The organism is Rickettsia endosymbiont of Urophora cardui (assembly GCF_964030725.1).
GTDB lineage: Bacteria > Pseudomonadota > Alphaproteobacteria > Rickettsiales > Rickettsiaceae > Rickettsia.
In genome coordinates, this window is record NZ_CAXIPY010000006.1 from 587444 (window position 1) to 604722 (window position 17279).

Genomic DNA, 17279 nt, shown 5'->3' on the forward strand with positions numbered 1-17279 from the left:
TTGCTGGACTAACTTTAAAAACTGTTTACATAAAATTATTGATCAATGCCTAAGTTTTTCCTAATCTATGGTAGAAACATTTCCGTGTTAGCTATAGCTCGCGATATATAGGGACAAAGATTGGCCGTGATAAAAGCACTATATGTTATGAACTCAAGAGAATGAGGCATAATTATAGACCAGATAGGGCTAACACACTTGCTTGCAGTTTAAGGCAAGGTAAGAGAAAAAGAAAATTAGATATTGATAATAATTTACGAGCAGAAATAATAAAGCAGTTAACACAGGGTATTTCACCAGATATAATTTCAGGTAGACGTAAACTATCACGAGATACTGTCAATATTTCTACAGAGAGTATATACCAGTTTATTTATACATCTCCTATAGCACAAAGGCAAAAATTATATTTATCTTTAGCAAGAAAAAGGAAAAATAGGTTGCATCATGGTACAAGAATCAGAAACAAAAGAATTACAATACCAAATCGAGTTTCCATTACTGAAAGACCAGAGATAAATAGAAAGATAGCAGCAATAGGTCATTTAGAAGGTGATTTAACTTTTAACAAAGGTAATCAAAGTCGTAATATAGGCGCTCTTGTGGATATCAGAACACAAAAAGTGTTTCTCACTTTAAACCGTTCAAAAAGAACACAAGATGTGATTGGTAACATGAATAAAAAACTTAAACAATTGTCGCATATAATCAAAAGCATAACGTTAGATAATGGCAAAGAATTTACCAATCATGAACAACTATTGCCAAAATCTGAACGAAAAGTATATTTTTGCAATCCTTATTCTCCATGGCCAAAACCATTGATAGAGAAGATTAACTCAATGGTGCACAGAGTATACTCTAAATCTTTAGATATAAAAAAATTAACAATAAAGCAATTACAAGAAATTGAGGATTTTTTAAATAATTTACCAAGAAAAGTGCTCGGTTATAAAACACCCAATGAGGTATGGGAAGAAAATATAAATCTGGCTTAATTAATACTGGAATTTACCGTTTTTTGCGGCGTATTTTATCCTAATTTGTATATGATGTCTATATTTATTTAAACTTAAAGTTTAATATCAATAATATAAATAAACTTTTTATTTATATAAGGCTTTAGTAAAACTTAGGCGATGATAAGGGGATAAGCCATATTCTTTTATAGCCTGAGCATGCTCTTTTGTGCCATAGCCTGAATTTTTGTGCCATAAATATTGCGGGAATTCATTACTTAATTCTAGCATTAATCGGTCTCTAGTAACTTTTGCTATAATAGAAGCCGCAGCAATTGATAGTGATAAATTATCACCGTCTATGATGCTGATAAATCTTTTATCGCTGAATTGCATGTTACCATCAACTAAAACTATTTCTGGCTTAGTACTAAGGTTTTCCGCAGCAAGAATACAAGCTTTTTTTGTTGCTTCTAATATATTAATCTTATCAATCTCAGTATGTGAGATAATACCGGTTGCCCAATTGTAACTAGCAGTTATCTGTTCATATAATAACTCTCTCTTCTTTTTAGAAAGTTTTTTAGAATCCTTAATACCAGCTATAATATTGTTTTGATCCACTATTACAGCGGCAGCTACTACTGGTCCGGCTAATGGTCCTCTGCCAGCTTCATCTATGCCAGCTAGAATAAAGTTTGGGTATTTTTTTTCAAAATGTAATATATCTATTTCCATAATTGTATTTTTTATATTTCTAATATATGATAAAGCAGTTTATGAGTTACAAATAAAGTGCAAAATTATTTTGAATTGCTAGGGTTAGAGCAAATTTATAATATTGATTTGAAGATATTAGAAAAGCAATATTTTGCTATGCAGATAAAATATCATCCTGATAAAGCCAAAAATTTGCAAGAAAAAGAGCAAAATCTTATTATAGCATCAAACCTAAATAGAGCTTATTCTACGCTTAAAGATAGTTTAAAGCGTGCTGAATATATGCTGCTTTTATATGGTGTAAACTTAAATGATGAGAAAGTACGCAGTAAGCTTTCTGCTCTTGAGTTAAGTATATTCTGGGATGAAATGGAGCTGATAGAAAATACTAGCTCATATAAAAGTTTAGAAGAAATAAAAAGTAAATATGAATTAATGGAGCAAGCAGAAGTAAATTTTTTAGCTAAGTCTTTCAAAAAGCAAGATTTATCAGATGCGACTATCAAAACTAGTAAACTTAAATATATTCATACATTGCTGAGTAAGCTTCAGGAAAAAATGAAATTATGCAAATAATAGAAATTAGAGAACCAGGGCAAGCAGAATCTAAACAAGAAGCTAAAATAGCTGTAGGTATAGATTTTGGCACTACTAACTCGCTAATAGCTATTTCAGCTGGTAGAAAAGTTAAAATTATACAAACTGAAGATAATAAAGAATTAATCCCAACTACTATAGAATTTACGAATAACAATATTATAGTAGGTAGTAATAAAGGTGTACGTTCAATTAAAAGGTTATTCGGCAAAACATTAAATGAAATTCTAAATACTCCTGCTCTTTTTTCTTTAATTAAAGATTATATAGAGGTAAATAATCAGGAACTTAAATTAAATTTTGCCAATAAGCAAATGCGGATTGCTGAAATTGCAGCAGAAGTTTTTATATATCTAAAACAACAGGCAGAAAAAGAGCTTACAACTGAAGTAACTCAAGCTGTTATTACTGTTCCAGCTCATTTTAATGATGCGGCAAGAGGGCAGGTGATGCTTGCAGCAAGGCTTGCAGGCTTAGAAGTTCTAAGGCTGATTGCAGAGCCTACTGCAGCTGCTTATGCTTACGGATTAAATAAAAACCAAACAGGTTGTTATCTTGTATATGATTTAGGTGGTGGTACTTTTGACGTATCAATTTTAAATATTACAGAGGGTATTTTTCAAGTTATAGCAACAAATGGTGATAATATGCTTGGCGGCGATGATATAGATAAAATCATTGCTGATTATTTTTGTAATAAATTTAGTTTACCTGATAATTTAGATACTCTACGGCTTGCTAAAAAGGCAAAAGAAACATTATCGAACCAAGATAATTTTGAGTTCAATAATATATCGCTTGATAAACAAACATTTGAACAGTTAATTACCCCTATAATAGTTCGTACAATCAATATAGCCAAAGAATGTTTGGAAATAGCAGGAAATCCGAACATAGATGGCATTATTTTAGTAGGTGGTGTAACTCGTATTCCGTTAATTAAGGATGAATTATATAAAGCTTTTAAAGTAAATATTCTTTCAGATATTGATCCTGATAAAGCTATTGTATACGGGGCTGCACTGCAAGCAGAGAATCTAACAACACCGAACATCGATTCATTATTGATTGATGTAGTACCTTTATCTTTAGGTATGGAATTGTATGGCGGCATCGTTGAAAAAATTATCATGCGAAATACTCCGATCCCTATTTCTGTGGTAAAAGAATTCACAACTTATGCTGATAATCAAACCGGCATACAATTTCATATACTACAAGGTGAACGTGAAATGGTAGCAGATTGCCGTACTTTGGCTAGGTTTGAGCTAAAGGGGCTTCCTCCCATGAAAGCAGGAAGTATTAGAGCGGAAATTACTTTTTCTATTGATGCTGATGGTATATTATCTGTTTCTGCTTACGAAAAAATAAGTAATACCTCACATATCATAGAAGTGAAGCCAGATTACGGGATTGATACAAGTGAAGTTGATAAGGTTTTAGAAAATGCTTATAACAATGCTAAACTAGATCATGCTGCAAGATTATTACAAGAAACAGTTATTGAAGCTGAATCTTTGATTTTTAATATAGAACATGCTATTAAAGAATTAGTAGATTTGCTATCAGAAAACGAAAAGCATATAATCAGTAGTTTATTAAATAACATAAAGCACGCAATAGATACACGAGATCGTGCTTTAATTAATAATGCTGTTAAAGATTTTAAATCTAAAACAAAAAAATCTTTAAATACAAAGATTAATGTAGTAATTAGTGATTTGTTGAAAGGTAAAAATATCAATCAAATTAAATAACTTACTTCTAAAGGTAATTGGTATGTCAATCCGTTACTCGCATCCTCACGTACGTTTATGTACGCTGCGGTGCTGCGTTCCGTGTTTCCTGCAAATTCCTCTTTATAAGATAAGTTATATGAAAAATCTAAGGAAGAAAGAGGATAATGTCAAAAACAATAAAAGTTATATTTGTTATAAATAATGGGGAAGAGAAAATAATAGAGGCACCGCTAGGGCTTTCTATTTTAGAAGTTGCTCATAGTAATGGCATAGATCTTGAGGGTGCTTGTGAAGGTTCTCTTGCCTGTGCTACTTGTCATGTTATTTTAGAGGAAGAATTTTACAACAAATTAGAAAAACCTAAGGAAGAAGAAGAAGATATGCTTGACTTAGCCTTTGGTCTTACGGATACTTCTAGATTAGGGTGTCAGATTATTTTAACTGAAAAATTAGACGGTATAAAAGTACCTATCCCGTCTGCTACTCGTAACATAAAATGATGGATTAAAAAAGTGATACGTAAAATACTTATTTTTGTTTTCTTAGCCTTTACTATAGTATGGTTTGCTGCTGCTTATACTTTAAAAAATAATGTGATAAATTTAATTAAGAATTCTGAATCGGATAATCTTAAAATATCCTATAATACAGTTAAATTTTCAGGATATCCGTTTCACTGGAAAATTACTATAACAGATCCAAAAGTAAAATTAATAGATCATGTAAATTCTAAAGAGCTTTCAAGTGAAAATATTGTTTTAAATATTAAGTTTAGTACTAAAAAAGCTACTTTGAATTTTGGACCATTTATTAAAGAAGTGGATAATTACGGCGATAAAACATTCACCTATGATATGCGTAGTAAAGAGGATATAAAAGGAATAGGGAAATTTAATAAACCTTTATATAAAATATCGAAAGATGATGATCTAAAAGAAGTAATAAAATCGATTCAGCTTAATAATAAATCATTATTAATATTCAAAGATGATGAAGAGATTTTTAAAATTAATGATTTAGCTTTCTTTATTGCTAAGAAAAATCTAGCAGATAGCGAAGATATTTCATTGATTTTAAATATGAATTATGATTCTGAAAAGAATATAGCTAATTTTAAAAATGCTACTTTAGATATTGCTGCTTTATTAAAATTTACCCCAGATGGTGAAAATTCTGCTATTTTACAAAATTTTAATATAGAAAAATTTGTTTTTAGTTGTGATCATAGCTCTAAAATCAATCTAAATGGTGCTTTACAATTTTTTGCTAATAAATTACCGCAAGGTAAGTTATCGTTTGAGCTTGAAAATTATCACTCTATGATTGATAAGTTATTACCTAATAATATTATGTTTTCTAAAAAGTTTATTAAAACACTTATTGCTAAAGCAGTTAATAAAGCTTCCGATGAAGCTGTAGTTAAAGCATCAGATAACTTAAATCCTGATTATTCTAATATAGAAAAAGCTAAGTTTGATGTTGAATTTTCTGAAAAAGGAATAAATATCGGCTCTATTAATTTACTTGAGTTAAAACTTGGCGATAGTAAAGAAGAACAGCAGCCTGAAAATCATGCAAATTAATTATATGAATAACCTTAAATTAGTATTATATAGCTTTGTTTTTAGTATAATTCTTACATGTAGTGATATTTATGCTGATCAAAAGCAAAAAGTTTTTAAGATTGGTACTGGCTCTATTTTGCAAGGTTATTATTCTATAGGTCTTGATTTATGCAAAACAATTATAGGATATGAAAAAAATAATGAAAATATAGTATGCGAAGTTGTAGCAACAAACGGTAGTATTGAAAATTTAAAATTATTGCAACGAGGTAAAATCGATTTAGCTTTAGTACAGGCAAATATTGCAGTAGAAGCATATGATGGGATAGGTTATTATAGCGATAAAGAAAAAATGCAAAATCTACGTCAGCTACTAAATTTACATGATGAATTTTTTACAGTTATCGTAAAAGATGAGGATAAGATAAAGTTTTTTGCTGATATTAATGGAAAAAGAATAACTAGTGGTCCAGAATATTCCAGCAGCAATATTACTTATGATGCAATGTGTTCTCTATATAAATTTGCTAAAGAACCAATAAATACTGATATTAATTACGAAGATTCTATCGATAAATTCTGCCAAAAAGAAATAGATGCTATAATCATGATGGTTGGACATCCAAATCCTTTAGTGAATTTAATTGCTAATAGATGTGAAATTGATTTTGTTTCAATTGAAAACGATAAAATAGCAGAATTAATACAACAAAATAGAGCTTTTCGCAAAGCGGAGCTTCATAAAGGCTTATATCCAGGTATTACAGATGATCAAACAACTGTAAAAGTATCAGCAATTTTAGTAACTAGAAATGATGTAGATTCTAATATGCTAGATAAATTTATTGGTGCTTTTCATAGAAATGTTGCAAGTTTTAAACTTTCTAATTATTTATTGAACAATATTAACATTAACTATTTTGCCGATACTCAAAACTTTGTTTTACCAAAACATGATTCGGTCAGAAATAGAGAATAACTATTTATTAGAGTATTATATAGAAATACTATGTTTAAAAATATACTTATACCTATGGACTTAGCAGATAAAAAGTCTGTGAAAGCTCTTCTTTCTAAAGCTTTAATGTTTGCAACCGCTTCTCAAGCAAAGCTACATTTTATATATGTGATTTCTGATTTTGGTATGAAAATGGTCGAAGATTATTTACCTAAAAATTGGATTGCAGAAAAAAAAGCAAAATATCAAACTCAAGTAAAAGAGCTTATAAAACAATATGTACCAGATGAAATTGAAGCTGATTATTACATAGGTAGCGGTGCTGTTTATGATGAAATAATTAAGCGTTCCAATGATATCAAAGCTGATTTAATAATAATCTCAGCAGTTAGACCGCAGCTAAGAGATTATATGCTTGGTCCTAATGCCTCTAAAATCGTTCGTCACTCTAGTATATCAGTCTTAGTAGTAAGAGAAGAGTAATTAAACCTCGTCTAATGATGCTCCTCGCAGCAGAGCTACGAGGTATCTAAAAAAGTTTTAGTTGTTTCTTATGATATCACGAAGCAGAGCTTCGGGGAATTAAACCCTGAGAGATTAACCTTAAGCTTTCTCTATAAGGTTCAATAAACACTTTATGACGATATTTTGGTATCCACACAAAGTGATACATTATTCTAAAAACATGATGACTATTACGCCTCAATTCCATTCTACTAAATTATAATATGCCAACGCTTATATTATAACGCTATCCATCTAGGGAGCAAACTCCCTAGATTTTCGCTATGCGGTTAAATATTTAATGCTTTTATCAGCTTAAAAGCGATATTTCTACAATTTAAAGTAAATTATTGGATATATAATACAAATTATAGATTGATACACTCGCCACTTTTTTTAATAAAAATTTTTTGTCAAAACTTCAGTTACAGATCATGGGTCAGAATATAAGGGGAATATAGAGCATCATGCTTTTGAGTTATTTCTTAGCATAGAAGGTATAGAACATACTACAACTAAGGCATATTCTTCCCAAACAAATGGTATGTGTGAGCGTTTTAATAAAACCATGAAACAAGAATTCTTTGATACGGCTATGCGAAAAAAGATTTATACAGATCTTGATGATTTACAATTAGATCTTGATATTTGGTTAGAGCATTTCAATAATGAAAGACCTCATTCTGGTAAATATTGTTATGGTAAAACTCCTATGCAAACTTTTCAGGATAGTAAGAAATTAGCTGTTGACAAGAATAATGAAATCTTGTATCTTGAATGTGTATCTGACAGTCAAAATTTAACTGACAATCAGGTGCGAAATTTATAGTGTCTGTAAGATCAAATCTTGACTTCTACACTTACACCCACCTTAAGCCGGTATGTCTTCAACAGCTGCTTGCTTTTTACTTGTTTTTGCTGTTGGGGTAATAATAGAAGTAATTATTGGCTCTATTAGTCCTTTAACTACATCTTCTGTAATAGTAACACGCTGTTTCTTCAGCTCAGCCACTTTATACATGCTATCAAGTAAAAGATGCTCAATTATCGAACGAAGACCTCTTGCTCCAGTTTTTTTAGCTAAAGCTTTTTCAGCAATAGCTTCCAATGCAGAATCCTCAACTATTAACTCAGCTTCATCAAGCTCAAATTGTTTTTTAAACTGCTTTACTATAGCATTTTTTGGCTTAGTTAAAATTGTAACTAAAGCTTCTTTATCTAAATCATCTAAGGTTGTAACGATTGGTAATCTTCCGATAAATTCAGGAATTAATCCAAATTTTGTTAGATCCTCAATCTCTAAAGATTTAAGAATCTCTCTGTTAATTTTTTCTTTGTCAATATTTACATTTGCTGCAAAACCTATAGAACTATTATTTGTTCTAGAAGTTATGATGCTATCCATTCCTATAAAAGCACCACCGCAAATAAACAAAATATTTGAGGTATCGAGCTGCACAAAATCTTGCTGTGGATGTTTTCGACCACCTTGCGGAGGAACAGAAGCAACAGTGCCTTCCATAATTTTAAGTAGTGCTTGTTGTACGCCCTCCCCTGACACATCTCTAGTAATTGAAGGGTTTTCGGACTTTCTAGCAAGCTTATCAACCTCATCAATATATATTATACCTTTTTGTGCTTTAGCCACATTAAACTCGGCAGCCTGAAGTAATCTAAGTAAAATATTTTCCACATCCTCACCAACATAACCAGCTTCCGTTAAAGAGGTAGCATCAGCCATAGTAAAAGGTACGTCTAAAATTTTAGCAAGTGTTTGAGCAAGTAAAGTTTTACCAGAACCGGTAGGACCAATTAACAAAATATTAGACTTATTAAGCTCAACATCATTATTGCCTGATTGGACATATTCAAGCCTTTTATAATGATTATATACCGCTACTGCTAAAACTTTCTTAGCTTGTTCTTGACCAACTACATAATCATTTACAACTGAACATATTTTTTGCGGAGTTGGAATAGTGGAAGTAATCTGCTTTAACGCTATTTTACTTTCTTCTTCCATTATGTCCATGCATAAATTTATACATTCATCACAAATAAATACCGCAGGACCTGCTATTAACTTTTTCACCTCATGCTGCTTTTTGCTACAGAATGAACAAATTAATTCTTTTTTATTAGCTTCTACTACCATCAATTTTCCTTTTTTTATGTTTATACTAATTGTTATGCTATGTATGGATCAATTTCCCGTCATTGGTTGCGTGGATCAAAAAGCGTTCTCGGTGTCATCCCGTGGCTTGTCCACGGGATCCAGAAAACAGTAAAAAGTACTAATAATTTTAGTATTTTAAGTTGGATCCCGCGATCAAGTCGCGGGATGACAACTGGAAAACCGATCCACACAACAATGCCTTGCGAGGAGCATAGCTTTGATGCAATCTTAAGGACATTTTCATAAGATTGCCACGCCACTTTCAGTGGCTTGCAATGACATTTTTGTTACAAAACCCTACCATACATATAATAGTCCTTATGCTCATTTGCAACTATTTCGTATTTTTTAAGTATTCCCTCACGTGCAAAGCCGCATCTCTCAAGTAAATTAATTGAGCGTAAATTATCTGTAATTACTGTTGCTTGAACTCTGACAATTCCAATATGATCGGCAATTTTCAAAACATTTTTTATGGATTTTAACATTATACCCTGCCCCCAAAAGCTATAATCCAAATCATAACTGATTTCTGCTTTATGATGCTCTAAATTTATTATGTTAAAACCGGCAGTACCAATAAGTTTATTATCACTTTTAAGTGCAATACCCCAGTAAAAACTTCTGTGATTCTTATATAAACTAGACCAATAACGAATTTCTTCCTTAGCTTCCTCTAAAGTTTTTGGTCTGTTACTTTCTGTTATATAAAGAGCCATTTCAGGCTTATTCATATAACTAAAATAATCTTCAGCATCCATGCCCGTTAACTCTCTTAATATTATATCATCTAAATCAAGCGTAGGAAAGGGGGAGTATAAATATTTTCTATCAATCATAAATATTTTGCAGGGTCTTGTACATTATTCTTTTTAAAAGCATCAAGCCTTATTGTGCAAGCAAGGCAAGTGCCGCAAGATAGATCATCTTCGCTAGGATCATAACATAGATATGGTATTTTTATAATCTACTCCAAGCCTAAGCCCTGTTTTAATTATCTGATCTTTAGTCATATTAATCAAAGGAGTATGAATAGTAACTCCGCCTATATTGGTTGCTAGATTTGCCATTGCTTCAAAAGATGTGATATATTCAGGGCGGCAATCAGGATAATTTGCTGAATCGCTAGTAACGCCTATGAAAATATCCTTAGCATATTATTTCGGCAAACCCTAATGCGTAACTTAAAAAAATTGTATTACGGGCAGGTACATAGGTAACCGGCACATCTTCAGGTAGCTCTTTCGTGTCGTGATAATGAGGAACTTTTATATCATCATCAGTAAGAGCAGAACCACCGAAAGCTCTTAAGTCTATATTGACAATTTTATGTTGCTTGACATTATACTCTTTTACTAGCTCCGTAACTTTCCGTAGTTCAGCATTGTTATGCTGCCCATAATTAATCTAGGTTTGGAAGTAAGTATTTACAAGGGATAGAAGATACTCTATATAATTTTTAGCAAAAAAACAAGAGTATCCCCATGAAGAAAGATATTACTGCATTATTTTGTTTTGTCGATGATTTTTGTAAAATTAGCGAGCAGTGGATTAATAAATCATTTCTACCATTAAATGATGCTCCTCGCAGCAGAGCTACGAGGTATCTAAAAAAGTTTTAGTTGTTTCTTATGATATCACGAAGCAGAGCTTCGGGGAATTAAACCCTGAGAGATTAATAAAAACCCTACAAGAAAGCCTGAAATAAGCTATTCTGAGCTGTTAACAATAGTGCTTTTATACCATCAATCACCTTGTAAAAACTTTAAATATTTTTATATGTCCTATCTACAATTATATAAATCAGACTTTGTAACTCTTCCATCATATACTCGTTTTATAGCTCTAAAACCAAGAGTTCTGAGTTATTTAGTTTTATTACTTGAATGGTATATGCAGGCAGCTCAATCTACGGGAGTTTCTTATATTGACGCCACATCTTTAGAGGTTTGTCATCGAAAAAGAATCTCTCGTAATAAAGTCTTTGCCGGTATTGCTGCTTTGGGTAAAACAACAAAAAGTTGGTTTTTGGGTCTAAAATTACATTTGGTTATTAACGAAAAAGGTGAGATTCAAGGTCTAAAACTAACGCCTGGTAATGTAGATGATAGAGCGCCGGTTTCGATAATCACCAAACATATCACGGGATTATTGTTTGGCGATAAGGGTTATATCAAACAGGAGCTCTTTGATGATCTATACAGCAAAGGAATCAAGTTAGTAACTGGCATAAAGAAGAAAATGAAGAATAAACTTATGCCATGATTTGAAAAAATATTATTACGCAAACGCTCAATTATCGAAACAATATTTAGTGTGCTGAAGGGTGCTTTCGAGATCGAACATACAAGACATAGATCAATTTGGAATGCCTTTGTACATATCTTATCCGCCCTAATTGCATACTGTATGAAACCTAACAAACCTGCTATATCTCAAAATTAGCTAATCCAGAATTCAGGTTGAAATATCCATTGGGTTTAAAAGAATAGAAGAATTAGAAGTTATAATAGATGATTTTAGACTTACTCCTATGTCTAAAGAGGTGTTATTTTTAGCAGGAAAAGCTTTTCAAAAATATAAATTAAATGGTGGGATTAAAAATTCAATATTACCAGATTTTTTTATCGGTGCTCATGCAAGTATATTAAAGATAGACTTATTAATAAGAGATATAAGTCGTTATAAAACTTACTTTCCTAAAATAAATCTTATTACTCCTAAATATTCTTGACTAAATAGTGATAATAATTTAAAGTCACGCTGTTACTTTTATAACTTATGGCGGGTGTAGCTCAGTTGGTTAGAGCATCAGGTTGTGGTTCTGAGGGTCGCGGGTTCGATTCCCGTCACTCGCCCCATATATATTTATTAATTCCATAAACACGGTGACAGATTCAGAACTTGAGGTTGTCTTTTTTACTACAGTTATTAATCTCTCAGGGTTTAATTCCCCGAAGCTCTGCTTCGTGATATACTAACTTGAATGGAAGAAAGCAGTTATATACATAAGAGTCATAATGTCACAGTACTAATATATCATTTAGTAACGCCGGCACAGTATAGAAGAGTAATATTCAAAGATGATTATTTGTGTAAAATGTGTGAGCACATAGAAGATCGTTATGAAATTAGATTTTTAGAAATAGGAATAGATAAAGATCACGTACATTTTTTATTACAGTCAATACCAATGTATAGCCCAACAAAAATAACTCAAATCATAAAAAGTATTACTTCTAAGAAAATGTTTGAGAAATATCCAAATCTTAAAGAAAAATTATGGGGAAGTGAGTTTTGGAGTAAAGGATATTTTATGAGCACAGTAGGTAAACATGGTGATGAGCAGAAATTACGTAATTATGTACAGAATCAAGGTTCAGGCAAACCTTCTTATAAAGCATTTCAACAAAAACAGTTAAAGCTTTTTGGATAGATACCTCGTAGCTCTGCTGCGAGGAGCATCATCAGAAAATAATAAAGGATTACCTTTAGCTGAAGAAGAAGTTTTAAATATTTGTGATAATGCGACTGGTATATTAGTCAGTAAAGATAGAGCTAGAAAGCTTGAAATATCTAGAGGATATAAAGATATTAATCCTAAAAATTGCTGGAACGAATGGCAAGCCTACAAAAATAAATCTGCTTAAATAACTTTATTTTGAAGCATTTTCTATTATTTCTTTTGCTTTAACATAGTATTATGAACACCAAACTTTTATATAGACTGGCTAGAAACTTAAGATTCTATAAAAAAGATTTGATCATTGTTATAATCTCTCTTCTTAGCGTATCGCTTGCATTATTGCTAATCGGGAATGTTTTCAGAAATTTAGTTGATCAGGGTTTGGTTTTAGATCGCACTGCGGCAGTTGATAAATCCATATTATATATCTGCCTGCTTATTATTATCCTAAGTATTGCTAGTTTTTTCCGTTCGTATTTTATTAATAATGTTGCTGAGAAAGTCTCGAGTCAAATAAGAAAAGAAGCCTATAGCAATCTAATTAATTATGAAATTACTGAATTTGAAGAGCTAAAAATCGGCGATATAATCTCACGCCTAACGAATGATATAGAGCAAATATCTAAGCTTATTATTAATTTCCTATCTTTTTTTATTCGCAATTCAGTGATGTTAGTTGGTAGCATTATTTTAATGTTTTTTGAAAGTTTTAAACTAGCATCGATAGTAATTATTACCATTCCTTTGCTGCTAATTCCCATAATCAAATTTGGTAAGCACGTTAAAGCTTTATCCAAAAAAACCTTAGAATCTCAATCACTTTTAGCATCTGATATTAACGAAAGTTTTAGTAATATCAAAACCATCCATGCTTTTGGAGGTCAGGCAGCTAAAATTACTGAGTTTAATAATCTGCTGCAAGATTATTTGACCTATTCGGCAGCTCGTTTAAAAATTCGTGCTTTGTTTTTTGCATTCTCAATGGCTTTTATATTTCTTGGGGTTACGCTGGTTATTTGGATTGGGGCTTTGGATATAGTAAAAGGTAATTTATCCTCCGGTCAAATTATATCATTCATTTATTATGCAATTATTGCCGGCTTTAGTAGTGGTGGTATTTTTGAGCTATTAAGCGAGATGCACTTGCCGCTTGCTGCTTTAGAGCGAATAGTTACCATCATTGATAAATCCCCTATAGTTAATCATAATAATTATTCGAATTTAAAGCCCGTTAATTCTATATCGCTAGAGTTTAAAAATGTAAATTTTTCATACCCATCAAGACCTAATTTAAAGATCATCAACAATATATCTTTTAAAATAGATTCTACTCAGTTTATTGGCATCGTTGGCAGATCAGGCTCAGGTAAAAGTACCTTGATGCAGCTACTATTACGCTTTTATATCCAAGAAAGCGGTACAATTCTGGTAAATAACCAAGATATTGCTCTTTTAAACCCTAACGAAATCCGTAAATTAATTGCTTATGTTCCACAAGAGGCTAGTATTTTTTCTGGTACTATTAAATCAAATATTATGTTTGGTAATGATTCTAGCGAAGAGGAAATAACCGAAATAATAAAAATTACCGGTATAGCTGATTTTGCTGATAAAATTCCTGATGGGATTAATGCTAAAATCGGTGAAAAAGGTGTTAGGCTATCAGGCGGACAGAAGCAAAGAATAGCCTTAGCAAGGGCTTTACTACGCAAACCGCAGATTCTACTTCTCGATGAAGCAATGAATGCTTTAGATAGTCAAAGCGAGCAGAAGCTATTAAGCTCTATTAGGGATATAATGAAAGGAAGAATTGTTATATCAATCGCCCACCGCATCAGCAGCATAGAATCAGCCGACAATATTTTGATAATAGATAAAGGAGCAATAGAAGCCGAGGGAACGCACGCTCATTTATTAAAAACCTCCAATCTCTATCGCACTATTTATAAGGAAGTGGATTTATGACTAACTACCCGCGTGTTGGTATAGGTATTATCCTATTTAATAGTAAAAATGAGATTTTGCTTGGTAAACGTATTAGCTCGCATGGCGAATCTACTTATGGCAATCCAGGTGGGCATTTAGAATTTGGTGAAACTTTTGAAGAGTGCATCATTAGAGAAGTTTTAGAAGAGACAAATTTGATAATTAAAAACCTTGAATTTTTAGCCGTTACTAATAGACCTATTGCCTAACTTGCTTCTAAAGGTAATTTGGGCGTCGATCCGATGCCCGCATCCTCACGTACTAAAGTGTACGCTGCGGTGCTGTGCTTCGTGTCTCCTACAAATTCCTCTTTATTAGCTATAGCTTAATCTCTCAGGGTTTAATTCCCCGAAGCTCTGCTTCGTGATATACTACTTGAATGGAAGAAAGCAGTTATATACATAAGAGTCATAATGTCACAGTACTAATATATCATTTAGTAACGCCGGCAAAGTATAGAAGAGTAATATTCAATCAAGAACTAGATGATTATTTGTGTAAAATTTGTGAGCACATAGAAGATCGTTATGAAATTAGATTTTTAGAAATAGGAGTAGATAAAGATCACGTACATTTTTTATTACAGTCAATACCAATGTATAGCCCAACAAAAATAACTCAAATCATAAAAACTGAAGTTTTGACAAAAAATTTTTATTAATCCACTGCTCGCTAATTTTACAAAAATCATCGACAAAACAAAATAATGCAGTAATATCTTTCTTCATGGGGATACTCTTGTTTTTTTGCTAAAAATTATATAGAGTATCTTCTATCCCTTGTAAATACTTACTTCCAAACCTAGATTAATCCAGAATTCAGGTCTATAAGATTAAAGAAATTCTAAAAGAAAGTTTAAGAATAGAAAATTTAGATCAAGAAAATGGCTATTATAACGGTGGTCAAATGATATTTTGTGATAATAATTTTAGTAGTAAAAAGTTTTAAGTAGTTTCGGTGATTTGTTTATATTAGAAGACGTTATACCTGATTATGCTAAGGGTGCTAGAGAATAAAAATTATATCAGGATGTGATAAAAATTTTATAACTTGTTGCAATAAATTTAATAATGCTATAAATTTTAGGGGCGAACCACTAATACCTGAAGTTTTGACAAAAAATTTTTAATGATGCTCCTCGCAGCAGAGCTACGAGGTATCTAAAAAAGTTTTAGTTGTTTCTTATGATATCACGAAGCAGAGCTTCGGGGAATTAAACCCTGAGAGATTAAAAAAAGTGGCGAGTGTATCAATCTATAATTTGTATTATATATCAAATAATTTACTTTAAATTGTAGAAATATCGCTTTTAAGCTGATAAAAGCACTCAATATTTAACTTTAAATATAAATTTTTACTTTAGTCAGAACAATTAGAATTTTTGTCAAAACTTCAGTAATACCCGAGAAAGATTTTATAAATTCACATTTAATATAATAATGAAACAAAGCTTTATAAAAGTGATTTTTAATGAATTAAAGACTATATTCAAAACAAGCAACAATATAGAGCAAAAGAAAGAAGTAGCATTGTTTGACTATTTTGAGATAGTAAGAGATAATTTAGCATGTGCGTTTCAAAAAATAATAAGAGAATATGAAAGAGACTAAAAGTTTTTTTACAAAAAATAATAGATTAAACAAAGGCTATGCTAAGAATTGTCATTCTAATGAAATAGATAAAAATTTTTATCGTAAAAAGTTTGAGCATATATTGCCACCAATTGATACAGTTACCGAATATGAAAATATTTATCCAGGTACTTTAGAAAAGTTAGTGAATATGGCACAAAAAGAGCAAGCTCATAAACATGAGATAGAATTACAAAATTTAAAAATAAAGGAAAAAGTTGCTAAATTAACTAGAATTTATCTAACAATATTTGGTATTGTTGCTGTATTGGTATTCGGTATTTGTTTAATTATATCTTTCCCATTTTTTTAATAGAATATATAAAAATAAAGATAAAATATTTTATTTACTTGTAATTTAGAGTAAAATAAGTTAAATGCAATATAAAACAACGTAAGACGGAGTAGTTTTATTTCTAAAAATAATTTTCCTAAAGCTAATAGAGAAATCAGAGCTAGAGAGGTTCGTTTAGTAGGCGAAAATGGCGAGGTGCATGGCATCGTAAATATTAGGCAAGCACTTGATATGGCTGAAAGAGTTGGTCTTGATTTGGTTGAGATATCGCCTAATGCTGAGCCTCCTGTATGTAAAATTTTAGATTTCGGTAAATTTAAGTACGAAAGCAAAAAGCGTTTACATGAAGCACGTAAAAAGCAAAAAATAGTCGTACTTAAAGAAATGAAATTCAAACCTAATATTAGTATAGGTGACTTTGAAACTAAACTAAGGAAAATAAAAGAATTTCTAAAAGATGGTGATAAAGTAAAAATCTCTTTATGGTTTAAAGGTAGAGAAATTCTTCATAAGGATGTTGGTGAGGAATTATTTAAACGTATAGAAGTAGGATTAGAGGGGCTTGCTAAGATCGATCAGCAAGCTAAAATGGAAGGCAAACAAATGATAATGATAGTTAGCCTTGACAATAAGGTGTAATACGTCATTGCCAGGAAGTTATTTTAATAACCGACGCGGCAATC

General features: G+C 31.4%; 17 protein-coding genes, 1 tRNA gene and 10 pseudogenes. 20 read left to right on the forward strand and 8 right to left on the reverse strand.

Features of this window, described 5'->3' with window-relative positions; all coding sequences use genetic code 11:
* Nucleotides 1-92 precede the first annotated feature (92 nt).
* Nucleotides 93-998, forward strand: a pseudogene (locus AAHI98_RS11050) (IS30 family transposase); the annotation flags it as partial.
* Nucleotides 999-1106: 108 nt separating this feature from the next.
* Here AAHI98_RS11050 and AAHI98_RS11055 read toward each other — a convergent pair.
* Nucleotides 1107-1697 (reverse strand): ribonuclease HII, encoded by a 591-nt coding sequence (locus tag AAHI98_RS11055; RefSeq protein ID WP_342225879.1) that lies wholly within the window; start codon nucleotides 1695-1697, stop codon nucleotides 1107-1109.
* Nucleotides 1698-1754: 57 nt separating this feature from the next.
* Here AAHI98_RS11055 and hscB point away from each other — a divergent pair, with 57 nt between their 5' ends.
* Together hscB and hscA are read left to right on the forward strand one after the other, a co-directional pair.
* Nucleotides 1755-2255, forward strand: coding sequence for a Fe-S protein assembly co-chaperone HscB (gene hscB / locus AAHI98_RS11060; protein ID WP_342225880.1), 501 nt, complete (start codon nucleotides 1755-1757; stop codon nucleotides 2253-2255).
* Entirely contained in the window at nucleotides 2246-4033 is a 1788-nt protein-coding gene (gene hscA / locus AAHI98_RS11065) for a Fe-S protein assembly chaperone HscA (RefSeq protein ID WP_342225881.1), read from the forward strand. The genes hscB and hscA overlap by 10 nt, the downstream gene beginning before the upstream one ends.
* Here hscA and AAHI98_RS11070 read toward each other — a convergent pair.
* Nucleotides 4027-4167: pseudogene (locus tag AAHI98_RS11070) on the reverse strand (palindromic element RPE1 domain-containing protein); the annotation flags it as partial. The gene hscA and the pseudogene AAHI98_RS11070 overlap by 7 nt on opposite strands.
* Nucleotides 4168-4179: 12 nt before the next feature.
* On the opposite strand from AAHI98_RS11070, the gene AAHI98_RS11075 reads away from it, so the two are divergent.
* The 4 genes from AAHI98_RS11075 to AAHI98_RS11090 are packed head-to-tail and all read left to right on the forward strand — an operon-like array spanning nucleotide 4180 to nucleotide 7021.
* A complete protein-coding gene (locus AAHI98_RS11075; RefSeq protein ID WP_342225882.1) occupies nucleotides 4180-4515 on the forward strand; it encodes a ferredoxin family 2Fe-2S iron-sulfur cluster binding protein in 336 nt (111 codons plus the stop codon).
* 12 nt (nucleotides 4516-4527) lie between these two features.
* A complete protein-coding gene (locus tag AAHI98_RS11080) occupies nucleotides 4528-5598 on the forward strand; it encodes an RP198 family tick cell line-upregulated protein (protein ID WP_342225883.1) in 1071 nt (356 codons plus the stop codon).
* 4 nt (nucleotides 5599-5602) lie between these two features.
* A complete protein-coding gene (locus AAHI98_RS11085) occupies nucleotides 5603-6559 on the forward strand; it encodes a TAXI family TRAP transporter solute-binding subunit (RefSeq protein WP_342226194.1) in 957 nt (318 codons plus the stop codon).
* 30 nt (nucleotides 6560-6589) lie between these two features.
* Complete coding sequence (locus AAHI98_RS11090) at nucleotides 6590-7021, forward strand: universal stress protein (protein WP_342225884.1); 432 nt, start codon at nucleotides 6590-6592, stop codon at nucleotides 7019-7021.
* 76 nt (nucleotides 7022-7097) lie between these two features.
* On the opposite strand, the gene AAHI98_RS18195 is transcribed toward AAHI98_RS11090, so the two are convergent.
* Entirely contained in the window at nucleotides 7098-7250 is a 153-nt protein-coding gene (locus AAHI98_RS18195) for a transposase (protein ID WP_410526235.1), read from the reverse strand.
* A 216-nt stretch (nucleotides 7251-7466) separates the two neighbouring features.
* Between AAHI98_RS18195 and AAHI98_RS11095 the strand changes: the two are divergent.
* Nucleotides 7467-7871 (forward strand): annotated as a pseudogene (locus AAHI98_RS11095) (integrase core domain-containing protein); the annotation flags it as partial.
* A 42-nt stretch (nucleotides 7872-7913) separates the two neighbouring features.
* Here the strand turns inward: AAHI98_RS11095 and clpX are convergent.
* From clpX to AAHI98_RS11110, 3 genes and pseudogenes are all read right to left on the reverse strand, one after another.
* Nucleotides 7914-9197: an ATP-dependent Clp protease ATP-binding subunit ClpX gene (gene clpX, locus AAHI98_RS11100; RefSeq protein WP_342225885.1), complete on the reverse strand. Its 1284-nt coding sequence runs from the start codon at nucleotides 9195-9197 to the stop codon at nucleotides 7914-7916.
* A gap of 308 nt (nucleotides 9198-9505) precedes the next feature.
* Nucleotides 9506-10057: a GNAT family N-acetyltransferase gene (locus AAHI98_RS11105; protein WP_342225886.1), complete on the reverse strand. Its 552-nt coding sequence runs from the start codon at nucleotides 10055-10057 to the stop codon at nucleotides 9506-9508.
* A pseudogene (locus tag AAHI98_RS11110) lies at nucleotides 10054-10622 on the reverse strand (7-cyano-7-deazaguanine synthase); the annotation flags it as partial. The pseudogene AAHI98_RS11110 and the gene AAHI98_RS11105, both read right to left, overlap by 4 nt.
* A gap of 80 nt (nucleotides 10623-10702) precedes the next feature.
* Between AAHI98_RS11110 and AAHI98_RS11115 the strand changes: the two are divergent.
* The 7 genes and pseudogenes from AAHI98_RS11115 to AAHI98_RS11145 all read left to right on the forward strand — a co-directional run.
* Nucleotides 10703-11663 (forward strand): annotated as a pseudogene (locus AAHI98_RS11115) (IS982 family transposase).
* Nucleotides 11664-11751: 88 nt separating this feature from the next.
* A complete protein-coding gene (locus AAHI98_RS11120) occupies nucleotides 11752-11952 on the forward strand; it encodes a hypothetical protein (RefSeq protein WP_342225887.1) in 201 nt (66 codons plus the stop codon).
* Nucleotides 11953-12002: 50 nt separating this feature from the next.
* Nucleotides 12003-12079 (forward strand) — tRNA-His (locus AAHI98_RS11125).
* A gap of 125 nt (nucleotides 12080-12204) precedes the next feature.
* Entirely contained in the window at nucleotides 12205-12654 is a 450-nt protein-coding gene (gene tnpA / locus AAHI98_RS11130; protein WP_342225888.1) for an IS200/IS605 family transposase, read from the forward strand.
* On the forward strand, nucleotides 12647-12868 hold the full coding sequence (locus AAHI98_RS11135) for a hypothetical protein (protein ID WP_342225889.1): 222 nt from the start codon (nucleotides 12647-12649) through the stop codon (nucleotides 12866-12868). The genes tnpA (AAHI98_RS11130) and AAHI98_RS11135 overlap by 8 nt, the downstream gene beginning before the upstream one ends.
* A 53-nt stretch (nucleotides 12869-12921) precedes the next feature.
* The gene (locus AAHI98_RS11140) at nucleotides 12922-14649 is read left to right on the forward strand and encodes an ABC transporter ATP-binding protein (protein WP_342225890.1); all 1728 of its coding nucleotides are present in this window, start codon (nucleotides 12922-12924) and stop codon (nucleotides 14647-14649) included.
* Nucleotides 14646-14864, forward strand: a pseudogene (locus tag AAHI98_RS11145) (nucleotide triphosphate diphosphatase NUDT15); the annotation flags it as partial. The gene AAHI98_RS11140 and the pseudogene AAHI98_RS11145, both read left to right, overlap by 4 nt.
* A 14-nt stretch (nucleotides 14865-14878) precedes the next feature.
* Here the strand turns inward: AAHI98_RS11145 and AAHI98_RS11150 are convergent.
* Nucleotides 14879-14992, reverse strand: a pseudogene (locus tag AAHI98_RS11150) (palindromic element RPE1 domain-containing protein); the annotation flags it as partial.
* A gap of 57 nt (nucleotides 14993-15049) precedes the next feature.
* Between AAHI98_RS11150 and tnpA (AAHI98_RS11155) the strand changes: the two are divergent.
* Nucleotides 15050-15304: pseudogene (gene tnpA, locus AAHI98_RS11155) on the forward strand (IS200/IS605 family transposase); the annotation flags it as partial.
* 1 nt (nucleotide 15305) lies between these two features.
* On the opposite strand, the pseudogene AAHI98_RS18695 reads toward tnpA (AAHI98_RS11155), so the two are convergent.
* Nucleotides 15306-15398: pseudogene (locus AAHI98_RS18695) on the reverse strand (IS982 family transposase); the annotation flags it as partial.
* Between the two features lie 234 nt (nucleotides 15399-15632).
* On the opposite strand from AAHI98_RS18695, the pseudogene AAHI98_RS11160 reads away from it, so the two are divergent.
* The 4 genes and pseudogenes from AAHI98_RS11160 to infC all read left to right on the forward strand — a co-directional run bounded on the left by AAHI98_RS11160 (nucleotide 15633) and on the right by infC (nucleotide 17235).
* Nucleotides 15633-15799: pseudogene (locus tag AAHI98_RS11160) on the forward strand (phage BR0599 family protein).
* 310 nt (nucleotides 15800-16109) lie between these two features.
* Nucleotides 16110-16280 carry a hypothetical protein gene (locus AAHI98_RS11165; RefSeq protein ID WP_342225891.1) on the forward strand — a complete coding sequence of 57 codons (171 nt, stop codon included), beginning with the start codon at nucleotides 16110-16112 and terminating at the stop codon, nucleotides 16278-16280.
* Entirely contained in the window at nucleotides 16267-16614 is a 348-nt protein-coding gene (locus AAHI98_RS11170; protein WP_342225892.1) for a DUF2335 domain-containing protein, read from the forward strand. The genes AAHI98_RS11165 and AAHI98_RS11170 overlap by 14 nt, the downstream gene beginning before the upstream one ends.
* 135 nt (nucleotides 16615-16749) lie before the next feature.
* Nucleotides 16750-17235, forward strand: coding sequence for a translation initiation factor IF-3 (gene infC, locus AAHI98_RS11175; protein WP_342226195.1), 486 nt, complete (start codon nucleotides 16750-16752; stop codon nucleotides 17233-17235).
* The last annotated feature ends 44 nt before the right edge of the window (nucleotides 17236-17279 follow it).

Coding starts and splice junctions, on each gene's coding strand:
- AAHI98_RS11055 (WP_342225879.1), bottom strand. CDS start 1,697: ATGGAAATAGATATATTACATTTTGAAAAAAAATACCCAAACTTTATT.
- hscA (WP_342225881.1), top strand. CDS start 2,246: ATGCAAATAATAGAAATTAGAGAACCAGGGCAAGCAGAATCTAAACAA.
- AAHI98_RS11075 (WP_342225882.1), top strand. CDS start 4,180: ATGTCAAAAACAATAAAAGTTATATTTGTTATAAATAATGGGGAAGAG.
- AAHI98_RS11085 (WP_342226194.1), top strand. CDS start 5,603: ATGAATAACCTTAAATTAGTATTATATAGCTTTGTTTTTAGTATAATT.
- AAHI98_RS11090 (WP_342225884.1), top strand. CDS start 6,590: ATGTTTAAAAATATACTTATACCTATGGACTTAGCAGATAAAAAGTCT.
- AAHI98_RS18195 (WP_410526235.1), bottom strand. CDS start 7,250: ATGGAATTGAGGCGTAATAGTCATCATGTTTTTAGAATAATGTATCAC.
- clpX (WP_342225885.1), bottom strand. CDS start 9,197: ATGGTAGTAGAAGCTAATAAAAAAGAATTAATTTGTTCATTCTGTAGC.
- AAHI98_RS11105 (WP_342225886.1), bottom strand. CDS start 10,057: ATGATTGATAGAAAATATTTATACTCCCCCTTTCCTACGCTTGATTTA.
- AAHI98_RS11120 (WP_342225887.1), top strand. CDS start 11,752: ATGTCTAAAGAGGTGTTATTTTTAGCAGGAAAAGCTTTTCAAAAATAT.
- tnpA (WP_342225888.1), top strand. CDS start 12,205: ATGGAAGAAAGCAGTTATATACATAAGAGTCATAATGTCACAGTACTA.
- AAHI98_RS11140 (WP_342225890.1), top strand. CDS start 12,922: ATGAACACCAAACTTTTATATAGACTGGCTAGAAACTTAAGATTCTAT.
- AAHI98_RS11165 (WP_342225891.1), top strand. CDS start 16,110: ATGAAACAAAGCTTTATAAAAGTGATTTTTAATGAATTAAAGACTATA.
- AAHI98_RS11170 (WP_342225892.1), top strand. CDS start 16,267: ATGAAAGAGACTAAAAGTTTTTTTACAAAAAATAATAGATTAAACAAA.